Raw genomic sequence first — 12,714 nt, 5'->3', positions numbered from 1 at the left:
GGGGGAGAGCAGGACGATCTGATTAGAAAAACTCTGGGGCTTCAGGGCGTGAGGCATCAAGCCAGCCCTGAAGCATATAGGCGGCGGCCATCTTGTCGACGACTTCGGCACGCCGTCCTCGTGTCATGTCGGCATCCTGGATCAGGAAACGGTTGACGGCACTGGAAGACAGCCGTTCGTCCCATAGTCCTGCGGGAATCCCGAGACGTTCGGACAAAGCCTGCGTCCAGTCGGAGGCTGCACGGGCTGCAGGGCCAAAAGATCCATCCAGTGAAAGCGGCAGTCCGACAACAAGGGCGCCGACGTCCTGCGTGCGGACGATCTTGGCAAGTTCCTGAGCGTTTTCTCCCAGTTTTCTGCGCTTGAGGCCGATCAATGGGGAGGCCAGCATGAGAGAAACATCCGTCAGCGCGACGCCGATGGTCTTCGATCCGGGGTCCAGCCCGAGGATGCGCTGACCGGATTGAACGAGATTACGGAGATCATGTGGATTGAACAGGGGCATAGCACGGCGTTATGATCCCCTCGAAGGCTGAAAAGCCACCATAAAATTTCCTCTTGCTCAGGAATATTCATGTCGCTCGACGCGAAAACGGTTACGCGCATCGCCAGACTGGCGAGGATCGGTCTCCAGCCCGGAGAGGTTGAAACTCTCGGACAGGATATGGGCTCCATCATCGACTGGGTGGAACAGCTCAAGGAAGTGGATGTCACGGGCGTTGATCCCATGATTGGTACGGGTCTGGCAAAGCCCCGTCTGCGGGAAGATCGGGTCACGGATGGCGATTGCCGTGACAAGGTTCTGGCCAATGCCCCCGAACGGGAAGGTCCGTTCTTCACGGTACCGAAGGTGGTTGAATAATGTCCGGCATTCACGATTTCACGCTGGCTTCGGCCCGGGACGCGCTCAAGGCGCGCAAGATCTCTGCGGTCGAACTGACGAACGCTCATATTGACGCGATCGAGCGTCTGGACGGTCAGCTCAACAGCTTCATCACCCGCACGCCCGATCGGGCCCGCGAAGGCGCCAAGGCTGCGGACGCGGCTCTGGCCAAGGGCGAAGGCGGGAACCTTTGCGGTCTTCCGCTGGGCATCAAGGATCTGTTCTGCACGAATGGCGTTCGCACTACGGCGGCCAGCAAAATCCTTGGCAATTTCGTACCGCCTTATGAAAGCACGGTTACGGCCAATCTGCTTAAAGACGGTGCAGTTTTTCTGGGCAAGCTGAATCTTGATGAGTTTGCCATGGGGTCGGCCAATCTGACCTCCGCGTTCGGTCCGGTTGAAAATCCTTGGAAGCGCAAGGATTCTGACGCCAAGCTGGTTCCGGGTGGGTCTTCCGGTGGATCAGCCGCAGCAGTCGCGGCTGGGCTCGTGCTGGGTGCGACGGGCACGGATACGGGTGGTTCCATCCGTCAGCCGGCGGCTTTTACGGGCATTGCCGGGATCAAGCCGACTTATGGGCGCTGTTCGCGTTTCGGGACGATCGCTTTTGCAAGCTCGCTCGATCAGGCTGGTCCGATGGCCCGTAATCTTCAGGATTGCGCCATTCTGCTCGAATCGATGGCTGGTTTCGATCCGCGCGATTCCACGAGTGTTGATACGCCCGTTCCGAACTACGAAGCTGCGCTGAAGCGTGGCGTCAAAGGACTGCGCGTTGGTATTCCTAAAGAATATCATGTGGACGGCATGCCTGCGGAGATCGAGGCACTGTGGCAGCAGGGTATGACCTGGCTGCGGGATGCTGGTGCGGAAATTGTTGAGGTTTCCCTGCCTCATACGAAATACGGCCTTCCCACCTATTACATCGCGGCTCTGGCCGAAGCGTCTTCGAATCTTGCGCGCTACGATGGTGTCCGTTTTGGTGAGCGTGTGAGTGCGCCTTCGTTGGATGGTCTCTATGAGGCTAGCCGTGCCGCTGGTTTTGGCGAAGAGGTCAAGCGCCGCATTCTGATCGGCACGCATGTGCTGTCTTCGGGCTACTATGACGCCTACTATTTGCGCGCGCAGAAAGTTCGGACGCTGATCCAGCAGGACTTCCTGAGGGCTTTTGAAAATGTCGACGTTCTTCTGACGCCGACCGCACCATCGGGTGCTTTCGCGCAGGACGAAAAGCCGACCGATCCGGTGCAGATGTATCTGAATGACGTCTTTACGGTTCCGGCGAGCATGGCGGGTGTCCCTGCCCTGTCCGTTCCGGCTGGTCTGGATGCGCGCGGTGTGCCGCTTGGGTTGCAGCTTATCGGTAAGTTCTTCGATGAAGAGACGCTGATTGCTGCCGGTCATGCCATTGAGCAGGCGGCGGCGTTCCATCACAGACCCACCCTTCATGCAGGAGTGTCGGCATGAGCTATCGTATTACCGGCAGCACCGGTGAATGGGAAATTGTTGTCGGTCTTGAGGTTCATGCTCAGGTCGTTAGCGAAGCCAAGCTCTTTTCCGGTGCTTCGGCGGAATATGGCGGTGAGCCGAACACGCATGTCAGCCTCGTCGATGCTGGTTTTCCGGGCATGCTTCCGGTTCTGAATCAGGAATGCGTTGCACAGGCTGTCCGTACAGGTCTGGGGCTCGAAGCTGAGATCAACCTGTTCAGCCGCTTCGACCGCAAGAACTACTTCTATGCGGATCTGCCCACCGGCTATCAGATCAGCCAGTTTGCCCATCCGATCATCGGTAAGGGCAAGGTTCTCGTTGATCTGGCCGATGGCAGCACGCGTGAAATCGGTGTGACGCGTTTGCATCTGGAGCAGGACGCTGGCAAGTCGATTCATGATCAGGATCCGACACGCTCTTTCATCGATCTGAACCGTGCCGGTGTGGCGCTGATGGAAATCGTCAGTGAGCCGGATATCCGGTCGCCTGAAGAAGCTGGTGCCTATCTGCGCAAGTTGCGGCAAATCCTGCGCTATATCGGCACCTGTGACGGGAACATGGAAGAAGGGTCCATGCGTGCCGATGTGAACGTGTCGGTCCGTAAGCCGGGCGAGACGGACTATCGCACGCGCTGCGAGATCAAGAACGTCAATTCGATCCGCTTTGTCATGATGGCCATCGAAGTCGAGGCGCAGCGTCAGATCGAAGTCTGGGAAGCTGGTGGAACCGTCGATCAGGAGACACGTCTGTTCGATCACGTCCGGAGCGAAACACGTTCTCTGCGTAGCAAGGAAGATGCGCACGACTATCGCTACTTCCCTGACCCTGACCTTCTGCCGTTGGTCATCGAACAGTTCTGGGTTGACGAACTCAAAGCGGCCTTGCCTGAGTTGCCTGAAGCAAAGCGCGCTCGTCTGGAGGCGGAATACGGCGTCAGCCGTTATGAATCTTCCGTTCTGTGTGTTGAACAGGCGACTGCGGATTTCTACGAAACCCTGGCGCGTGGCGCCGATGCCCGTCTGGCGGCAAACTGGATGCTGGGCGATTTTTTCGCAGCACTGAACCGCACTGGCCGTTCCATTGAAGACAGCCCGGTGAGTGCGGAAGGCTTGCGGGAACTTCTTGGCCTGATTTCCAATTCCACGATCAATGGCAAGATTGCCAAGGAAGTCTTGGAAGACATGGTCGAGACGGGCGATTCTGCCTCTGCCATCGTTGAGCGTAAGGGTCTCCGTCAGGTTACGGACACAGGGGCCATTGAAAGCGCCATTCGCGATATTCTTGCGGCGAACAACGATAAAGTCGAAGAATATAAAAGCGGTAAGGACAAGCTTTTCGGCTTTTTCGTCGGTCAGACGATGAAGGCCATGAAGGGTAAGGGAAACCCTGCTCTCGTTAATGAAACTCTGAAGAAACTTCTTTCAGAGTAAGGCGAAAAAAATGTTCTCAGGGGGTTTGACCACGACGCGGTTACCCCCTAAGAACACTCCTGCTTACGCAGTGCAAACCGCGTAAAGTGCGGAGGGGTGGCCGAGAGGCTGAAGGCGGCGGATTGCTAATCCGTTATACGATGTAAGTCGTATCGTGGGTTCGAATCCCATCCCCTCCGCCAATTACCCTTACAATCAAGTTTTAGATCGCATCATAAATGGCGGATTTCTGCGGATATCCTCTCATTTTGTGTTGCATCCCGACTCATCAAATTGCACTCTATCCCACTGCTTGCGTGGTATGGAGTGTGGGAATAGATGGGCCGATTATCAGCGACCTCTGTAAAAGCCACCAAAGAGCCTGGACGCTACGGAGATGGCGATGGGCTTTATCTCGTCGTGACGCCGTCAGGCAGCAAATCTTGGGTTTGCAGGGTTCAGAAGAACGGCAAGCGACGGGATATCGGCTTAGGCAGCGTCAAGAAGGTGCCTTTGGCCCTTGCTCGGGAGCGCGCCGTCAAAACACGCATGCAGGTCGAGGTCGGAATTGATCCTGTCTCGGAGCGCCGTAAAGAGGCAGGGATTCCGACATTCCGTGAGGCCGTTTCTCTGGTCTTTGCCGAGAACAAGTCGAGCTGGAAAAATCAGAAGCACCGCAATCAGTGGCTGTCCACGCTGGAGCGCTACGCCTTCCCCATCATCGGTGACCTCTCCATCTCGGAGCTCGACGGACATCATGCGCGTGATGTGGTCGCTCCCATCTGGCTAGAGAAGCCCGAAACAGCGCGCCGGGTCCGTCAGCGCATCGGCAGTGTCGTCGACTGGGCGATCGGCAAGGGCTACCGAACCCTTCCATTGCCTCTGGCAGCTATGGACAAATCTCTCCCGAGAATTAAATCCAAGCCCGTTCATCATGCAGCACTTCCCTATGCGGAGGTGCCGCAATTTCTGTCTTATCTCCAAGATGGTGATTCGATCGGTCGCTTAGCACTGTCGGTCTTAATCCTTACGGCGACACGCTCTGGCGAGGTCCGGGGTGCAACGTGGGACGAGATCGACTTCGAGAATGCTCTATGGACAATCCCGGCTGAGCGCATGAAGGCAGGCCGGGAGCATGTCATTCCTCTCTCGCCGCCAGCACTCGCGCTGTTGCGTAAAGCTGCGACCTATCGTGAGGCACGGAGCCCGCTGGTCTTTCCAGGACAGCGAGGCGCGAAGCCCCTATCAGACATGACACTCACTAAAATCTGCCGTGACGCCAAGATCGAAGCCGTCCCACATGGTTTTCGATCGTCTTTCCGCGACTGGGTTGCAGAAGAAACCACCTTTGATGGCGATATCGCCGAAATGGCCTTGGCTCATGCAATCGGAAACAAGGTTGAGGCCGCATATCGCCGAGGGAACTTGCTCGATAAACGGCGTGTGATGATGGAAGCTTGGGCGTCTTATGTAACTTGCAACGTGGATGACACGACTCATGCATGATGCGTATCAGAAAGATGATATTTATAACGAGGCAGCACGTCGTGTCGGTGCAGGGGATATCGTTCTTGGAAAGAGAACGATTAGAAAAAGCATAGAATTTACCTTACGCGAAATTCGAAAAATAAAAATCAAAGCGATTAGTCTATCATCAATATTTTTATTTTTATCTGCGTATTGTTTTTGGAGCTATATTTTACACACATACACGAGCGGAAAAAATTTTGACCCACATATATGGCGTTCAATTGTATCATTTTCCTTTTTTTTACTAGCGATCTTTGCATTTAATTTGGGAAGATGTGTTCAATATGTGCCCGTTTTTTCAAGGTTATTCCTCCGTGAGGATCGGGAAATCCCTCCTGAAATTGAAGGTCTTTTCAACGATTTAAGAAACGGATCATGGGAGGCTTCGATCGGTGGAAAGCAGATGCCCTCGTACCTGTTGGATAGCCCTTGGCGCATGCTTCTGGTCGGAGGAGTAGATGTAAGAGAACGACGGCATGAGCTCTGGTGTTTATTTAGACCTAAGCTTTCTGGGGATATCCAGGTTCGCAAAATACCTAGCGGTCAACACCCCATAGATAGACCAGATATTGCTTCTATACACGTCCAAAGCGGCAGACAGGAGACGACTGAAATTGCTCTTGAGGACGTAGCACGCGAAAGTCACGGAACTCCCAGCGATACAGATACGCCGAGAGAATCACCCGCCTATACCGCGGAAGTAATTCAAGGCAGCCATATTGTTACGAGAGAAGGCAGGCTGCTTGAGGAATTTCGGTCTATCTTTCCTACGCAATTCAAGGATCTGCTCGAATTCCTTCAAGATCTCCACTTAGAGCGCAAATTAAAAAGATCACACAAGTGGCCGGATGAAAACGGTGAGAAGTGGCTGATCATCTTTCAAACCTGTCATGAGGTCGCAAAGACTAAGGGGAACGTCGAAAGCACCGGCAAGCGCCTTATTGCCGAATGTGTAGCTGCACTGGGAAAAGCCAAAGATGAAAACCGAATCAATGAAGTGGGTCTGACCGCAGACTCCCCATCGACCGAATGGGTAAAAGGCTTTGTGCATAACGGGAAAAACTATGGTTGGATTTATGACGGGATCATTGCATTCAACAGCTTTAATAAGATAAAATAATTAAAAAATATCCTTAAAAATCAATTGATTATAATTTAACCTTTATTTTGCTTTGCTGGTCGAAGGTTAAATTCACACAGCGTCGATTGCACCTCATAGGGTCGGCATCGTTCCAAACGAAACAGGATGGACCACGATGCATAAATTCGGACCCGATGCTTTCCTCCTCACGATTGACGATGTGCTCCGCATGACGGGCTATCGCAGCCGATCGAGCATTTATCGCCTGATGAAGCGCTCCCAGATCCCGCTGCCGATCATGGTCGGCGGAGGCCGCGTCCGATGGCGCTCTGGCGACATTGAGCACTGGCTCAAGAGCCTCCCGACCCAATCCTACCGTTAACGGCCTGAGGCAGCGCCTACGTCGTTAAGCGCCGCGCCTCCTCAGACCCCCCGAATATTTTTTCCTCTTCCATGAATTTGCGTCCTCGAACGCGAAAAGGATCTCACATGCCCGTGTTCCTGAGTGCTTTTGCACGCCTTCAGTCCTGGCTATCGCCCGCCTCTGACCAGACCCTCTCGGTTAAAGCGCCAGCCCGTATTCTGCGGGGGGTTGGCCCCATCATTGAGAAGCTCATCACTGATGACAAAGTCGGCGAGAGCTACCGTTGCGCCACGTCGCATTGGTTTCGCTATGACGTGCTCCCTTTGGCCTATTATCATGGCTCCACATCGACCTGTGTCATCTCTGGCCCGTTGCTGGAGCACGGCAAAGCCTACCGTCCAACAGGGGCAATTATTGAGACACCCGGCTTCGATGTTCGCCTACCGCCAGAAGACGCGTACGACCTGGACCAACAGATCCAGCAGGCCATCGAAAGCACGATCGTCGATTGGGTCGCGGAGTATCAAGAGCGCAAGCCTGCCCCTGAGCCTCGCCATCCGCCAGGCCCAACAGTCGATCTCGACGCGCTTCTTGACGATACGGCCTCAGTGTTTCATCCAGAGTCATTAGAGACACGGCCTACACCCGCCAAAACACAGAAACGGCGCCGTTCGACCTCCTCATCCAAGGGAGGTCAGCATGTCTAAACGACAGCCTGTCTCTCTTCCGTTCGACCGACCCGAGACTTCGTCTCGGGCCACAGAAAGAAGAACACACCCCACGCACTGGCCTGCGGCTTGGGGCTGCGCTTTTCAGCGCGTGCGATCCGCCTACACATCCGGCGGTTCTGTTCGACACATTGGCGCACCTAATTTTTTCGAGAGTGCGGATGGCCTACACGGGCAGGTGCAGCCATGAGCACGGTCCAGCACACTCTGCGCCTGCCAAGGGCGCTCGATCAGGCTCTACGCAAGCACGCGGCGGCTCGCGAGCTGACCCCTTATGCATTCTTACAGCTTTGCGTGCGCACTGGACTCGCGAGCGTGATCGAAGAGCGCGACCCAACCCCGCTCCTCAACGAGATCGCGCGAGAGCTTGGAGCCCTCAGCGCCCGCGTCGCGCATGTCGAGCGCCTCACAGAACGCACGCTCTATGTGGCGTGTGCAGCCTATGTCTATGCCCGCGCCGCAGCACCGCCCCGTGTCGATGACACCCAACTCAGTGATGACATCACAGCCGCTTTTCAGCGCCAGCTTTCTCATGCCGGAGACGCCTCATGAGCAATGATCTCGACCAACGCGCTCATGCCCAGGCTTTGCGTGCTCTTCGACGCGCCGAGAGCGGCGCCCGTGCGCGTCAGGCTCTGCTCATCATCCTGTTCGCGGCCCTCGTAACTGGCCTGCTGGCCGGTCTTGCCACGACACAGCGCGAGACACTGCGCCTGGCAGGTTCCTTCTTGCATGCCGAAGCACAGCGACCGGTGATGGCCATATCCGGCAGAGACGTTCCGATGCGCGTCGTTATTGAGGACAAAACCTACGACACCGGCGCGCAAGAGGTTCTGGGCGAGCCTTGGCTCAGGACGCGTATGGTTGGCCTAATGGAGCGCGTTGCACTCGGCCTGATCTTGGGTGGAGGTGCCGCGATTGCGGGGCTTTGGCTGACCAAAGACAAACGCCAGCACAAAGCCGCTGCGGAGCTGGCGGATCGCTATATCAGCGGAACGCAACTCGTCTCAGCCCAAGCGCTCGCCAAAGCCACGACCAACGCCGATGACCCAGCGCCACTCTTGATCGGATCAGTGCCGATCCCGCGTGGCTTTGAAACCCGCCATTTTGAGCTGGATGGCTCGACAGGGTCCGGCAAGACCACTGCCATGCGTCAGATGCTTGATGGCATCGAAGCCCGTGGCGAGCCTGCGATCGTCTATGACATCTCCGGCAGTTTCGTCGCTCAGTATTATAACCCTGTACGGGGCGACATCATTCTCAGCCCCTTTGATGCCCGTGGGGTCTATTGGAACCTCTTTGACGAGATCCAGCATCCGGCAGATGCAGCACGTCTTGCGCGCTACCTGATTAATGAGACCGGAGATCGGGATCGAGACGTCTGGTTAGAGACGGCGCGCATCCTGGTTGCCAATATCTTGCGCCAGCTTTGGGAAGAACACCGCGGAACACCGACCGCGCTGATCGAGGCACTTCAGTATATGACGAGCGAGGAGCTGGGTCGCTGGCTGGCGCATACCTCCTCGGCGCGCACTTTTGCCCAGGATGCAGAACGCGCCACAGCCAGCGTGCTTTTCATGCTCGCCAAGGCGGTCAATCTGCTCATGTTCCTACGAGCCGAACCGGAACCGAGCGCGACAAGCTTCTCTTTTGCTGCGTTCTTCGGCGGCCTGGACAAGCACGAAGGCGGAACACGCGCTCCGTGGGTCTTTGTGCCGCGCAAGGAAGACTACTTCGAAGCGGTCAAACCGCTCATGGCGCTTTGGCTCGAATGCGCGGCCTCGGCGACGCTCGCCTTGCCTCCCTCAAACACGCGCCGCCTGTGGTTTGTGCTCGACGAGTTCCCTGATCTTCCCCGCGTTGACAATATGACGCGTCTGCTACCCCAAGGCCGACAGTTTGGGGCTGCGGTCATTCTGACCTTTCAGACCATCGGTCAGATGCGCAGCCGCTACGGTGAGCAAGATGCCCAAGCCATTTTGGGCAACTGCAACACGAAGCTGTTTCTTCAGCTTTCAGATACAGAAAGCCGAGAGCGCGCCTCTGCCACGATCGGCAAGGTCGAGGTTGAGATCCAGACCGTCTCGGGCGTGATGGATACCAAAACACGGAAACCCCAGATCACCGTAAGCTCTCGTCGTGAGGTCCGGCCTGCTGTGATGGAGAGCCAGTTCCGCTTACCACCAGGACGCGGCTATCTGCTCCTTCCGGACGGCTTGCCAGTGGCGCAAATTACACTCAGCACAGATCATATTGCGGCCCGAGGTCCTGCGAGGGCGGCTGCGTTTATGGCCATCGACCCCGCCAAAACACTTTGGGGGCAGAAAGACCGCCAGAGCGCGGCGCGTGATGTCGCCACCATTGAGAAAACCCCAAAACCGACAGCGGCTTCTCCATCAAAGCCCGCTCTTGATCGGGGGCCTGTCTGATGGTGGCGACCATTTCAGGGCTGAGAAATGCAGCTCAAGCCAGCGCCTATTATGACGCCGATGACTATTATTCTGAGGATGGCCATGCGCCGTCTGTCTGGCTCGGGAAAGGCGCGGTAGAGCTCGGCCTTGCCAGTGCGGTTGATTCTGAGAGGTTCACGCGTCTCCTCCACGGACAGATCAACAAAGATCAGCGGTTAGGGACCTCTCAGGATGGGGAGTGGGTCCATCGTCCGGGCTGGGATGTGACCTTCAGTGCCCCAAAATCTGTCTCGATCATGGCCCTGGTGGCAGGCGATCGCCGCCTGATCGGAGCTCATGATGAGGCGGTCCGGCGCACAATGGCGCTCGCCGAGCAGCATTTGGCGGCAACCCGCATCCGGGAAGATGGGGAAGTCCGCCGTGAGGTGACGCAGAACCTTGTGATTGCAAGTTTCCGGCACGGGACGAGCCGCGCACTCGATCCGCAGCTCCACAGCCACAACGTCATTTTGAACATGACGCAGGATCAAGATAGCCAGTGGCGAAGCTTAGAGCCTCGGGCCTTTTACCAACTCCAAAAGCAGCTGGGGGCACTTTATCGCCAGGAATTGGCGCATGAGGTGACCGAGCTGGGTTACGGGATCACCAAAGGCAAAGATTCCAGCTTTGAGATTGCCGGTCTCTCGCCTGAGAGCTTGGAGAGGTTCAGCCAAAGGGCGCAGGCGATTGAGGCGCAATTGGCAAAGCGTGGGAAATCTCGTGCTCAGGCCAGTGCAGCAGAGAAACAGACTGTCGCGTTAGAAACTCGATTGGCCAAAGAGGCTGTGTCGCAAGCAGACTTGGTGAAAACCTGGCGCGGGGCCGCAGACTCAGCTGGACTGACAGAGGAAAAGCGCCGTCAGCTTGTCGCAGAGGCTCAGGGGCGCCTGGCGGCGCAATCCGCTCAAAAGAGTTCCAACGCGTTTGGTCGGGAGCTCTTGGCGGATCAGGTTGTTGCTCAAGGGGCGGCGATGCTGGGCGAGCGCAATTCTGTCTTTGCCACGACTGCGCTGCATGAGGCGGCAGGACGTTTTGCGCTTGGCGCGGTTAGTCAGGCCGAGATTGCCGACGCGATCACACGGGCTGAGACGGCTGGCGGCCTGGAAAGGCGGACCTATCTTGATTATAGGGGTGCCGCCTTTGACGGCATGACGACCGCAACCAATATCGCTAACGAGAGGACACTCTTGCGGCTCGAAGAGGACGGACGGCAAAAAGCCGTGCCCATCCTCTCACCCCTTGAGGCGGGAAAAACCGTGGCTCAGGCCGAGCAAAGTTCAGCCCTCAAAGGACATGCCTGGAATGAGGAGCAGCGTGCGGCGACCGCTCAGATCCTCACCAGCACCAGTCAGATCGTTGGACTCCAAGGCTACGCGGGTACCGCTAAGACATCGACGGTCTTGGCGACTGTTGCGAAAAGCGCGGAAGCGCAAGGCTATCGCGTCACAGCCCTGGCCCCGACCGCCTCAGCCGCGCAGGTGCTGGGGAATGCGCTCGACAGTCGGGCCGACACGTTGGCGCGTCATCTTCTGGCACCAGGGCGCCCCAGCTCGCAGCGTCAGCTCTGGATTGTCGATGAAGCGTCGCTTGTCTCTGCCAAAGACATGGCGAAGCTCTTAAGCACAGCACAGAGCCATCGGGCACGCGTGCTTTTGGTGGGCGATATCAAACAGCTCGGCTCTATTGAGGCTGGAGCGGCTTTTGAGCAGCTCCAAGAGGCCGGCATGGAAACGGCCAAGCTGAAGACCATCTTGCGCCAGACCAATGAGCATACAAAGGCGGCCGTCGAGGCGAGTTTGGAAGGAAACGCCAAGAAGGCCTTGGAGGCCCTGGATCGCGGCGGCGGGCGTGTTGTGGAAATTGCTAGTCGTGAAGCTCGTTTTGTGCAGATTGCCGAGGATTATGCAGCTCTCAGTACCGAAGAACGCCAGAAAACGTTGGTGATTGAACCCTCACGCGAAGGACGGGATGGTCTGACCCAGGACATTCGAAAAAAATTGATAGAGCGGGGTCAGCTTGGCGCTGAGGCTCTCAACGCGACGAAGTTCGTGTCCAAGGACCTCACCAAAGCGGAGGCCAAGCGGGCGGAGAGTTATGAGCTCGGCGATATTGTGCGCTTTGCGAAGGATTACGCCGATAAAGGCATCTCTCGGCATGGCGCCTATCGGGTCATTCAAGCGAATGAGGCCAAGAATGTGCTCATGCTTCAAGATGAGCGCGGGCGAGAGCTTGCCTGGCATCCTCGGCAATGGGGAGCGGCACAAGCTCAAGTCTACCGTGAGGAAGCGCTAGAGCTTCGCGTGGGGGATCGGGTGCAGTTTACGCGCAACGATAAGGCCGCTAAGCGCGTGAATGGGCAGCTTGGGGACGTGATCGGGATCGGCCCAGACCGAAGCCTTGCCCGCGTCAAACTCCAAGGCAACCGGATTGAGACAATCAGCCTAGAGCGCGCTCGAGACCGGCATCTCTCTCATGCCTATGTGTCCACCGCTTTTGCTGCTCAAGGACGAACGGCGGATCGAGTGTTCGCCAATGCGGAGAGCTCGGCCACGCATCTTTTGGAGCAGAAGAGCTTCTATGTGGCCCTCTCACGAGCCAAGGCTGAGAGCGTGCTTTACACGGATGACCGCTCGAAGATGCAAGTTGGGCTCCAGGAGCGTTCAGGAATGGCGGCTCGCGCGCTTAAGGAACGCGGAACCGACATGCAGGACGGGAAACAAAAGGCGCAAGAAAAGGCTCAGGACGCCAGTCTGACCCTTTGAGGAACACCATTGTGTCT

11 protein-coding genes and 1 tRNA gene are annotated in these 12,714 nt (G+C 56.7%); 11 read left to right on the top strand and 1 reads right to left on the bottom strand.

Annotated elements, in window-relative coordinates:
* Positions 1 to 22 precede the first annotated feature (22 nt).
* A complete protein-coding gene (ruvX, locus tag JK208_RS03845; RefSeq protein ID WP_194263285.1) occupies positions 23 to 505 on the bottom strand; it encodes a Holliday junction resolvase RuvX in 483 nt (160 codons plus the stop codon).
* A gap of 69 nt (positions 506 to 574) precedes the next feature.
* Between ruvX and gatC the strand changes: the two genes are divergently transcribed.
* The 11 genes from gatC to mobF all read left to right on the top strand — a co-directional run bounded on the left by gatC (position 575) and on the right by mobF (position 12,697).
* On the top strand, positions 575 to 862 hold the full coding sequence (gatC, locus tag JK208_RS03840) for an Asp-tRNA(Asn)/Glu-tRNA(Gln) amidotransferase subunit GatC (protein WP_194263284.1): 288 nt from the start codon (positions 575 to 577) through the stop codon (positions 860 to 862).
* Positions 862 to 2,349: an Asp-tRNA(Asn)/Glu-tRNA(Gln) amidotransferase subunit GatA gene (gatA, locus tag JK208_RS03835; protein ID WP_211574425.1), complete on the top strand. Its 1,488-nt coding sequence runs from the start codon at positions 862 to 864 to the stop codon at positions 2,347 to 2,349. Before gatC ends, gatA begins: the two co-directional genes overlap by 1 nt.
* Positions 2,346 to 3,803: an Asp-tRNA(Asn)/Glu-tRNA(Gln) amidotransferase subunit GatB gene (gatB, locus tag JK208_RS03830; protein ID WP_211574424.1), complete on the top strand. Its 1,458-nt coding sequence runs from the start codon at positions 2,346 to 2,348 to the stop codon at positions 3,801 to 3,803. The genes gatA and gatB overlap by 4 nt, the downstream gene beginning before the upstream one ends.
* 90 nt (positions 3,804 to 3,893) lie before the next feature.
* Positions 3,894 to 3,985, top strand: a tRNA-Ser gene (locus tag JK208_RS03825).
* A gap of 136 nt (positions 3,986 to 4,121) precedes the next feature.
* Complete coding sequence (locus tag JK208_RS03820; RefSeq protein ID WP_211574423.1) at positions 4,122 to 5,288, top strand: site-specific integrase; 1,167 nt, start codon at positions 4,122 to 4,124, stop codon at positions 5,286 to 5,288.
* Complete coding sequence (locus tag JK208_RS03815; protein ID WP_211574422.1) at positions 5,281 to 6,432, top strand: hypothetical protein; 1,152 nt, start codon at positions 5,281 to 5,283, stop codon at positions 6,430 to 6,432. Before JK208_RS03820 ends, JK208_RS03815 begins: the two co-directional genes overlap by 8 nt.
* A 136-nt stretch (positions 6,433 to 6,568) precedes the next feature.
* Positions 6,569 to 6,775: an AlpA family transcriptional regulator gene (locus JK208_RS03810; RefSeq protein WP_211574421.1), complete on the top strand. Its 207-nt coding sequence runs from the start codon at positions 6,569 to 6,571 to the stop codon at positions 6,773 to 6,775.
* 107 nt (positions 6,776 to 6,882) lie between these two features.
* Entirely contained in the window at positions 6,883 to 7,464 is a 582-nt protein-coding gene (locus JK208_RS03805) for a hypothetical protein (RefSeq protein ID WP_211574420.1), read from the top strand.
* A gap of 207 nt (positions 7,465 to 7,671) precedes the next feature.
* Positions 7,672 to 8,037, top strand: a complete 366-nt coding sequence (locus tag JK208_RS03800) for a hypothetical protein (protein ID WP_249201930.1) — start codon at positions 7,672 to 7,674, stop codon at positions 8,035 to 8,037.
* A complete protein-coding gene (locus tag JK208_RS03795; protein WP_249201929.1) occupies positions 8,034 to 9,914 on the top strand; it encodes a type IV secretion system DNA-binding domain-containing protein in 1,881 nt (626 codons plus the stop codon). Before JK208_RS03800 ends, JK208_RS03795 begins: the two co-directional genes overlap by 4 nt.
* Positions 9,914 to 12,697, top strand: a complete 2,784-nt coding sequence (gene mobF, locus JK208_RS03790) for a MobF family relaxase (protein ID WP_211574419.1) — start codon at positions 9,914 to 9,916, stop codon at positions 12,695 to 12,697. Before JK208_RS03795 ends, mobF begins: the two co-directional genes overlap by 1 nt.
* The last annotated feature ends 17 nt before the right edge of the window (positions 12,698 to 12,714 follow it).

Source organism: Gluconobacter sp. Dm-74, from assembly GCF_018256135.1.
GTDB classification, from domain to species: Bacteria; Pseudomonadota; Alphaproteobacteria; order Acetobacterales; family Acetobacteraceae; genus Gluconobacter; species Gluconobacter cadivus.
Note: the sequence above shows the minus strand (reverse complement) of the source record. Positions and strands in the feature narration are given on the sequence as shown.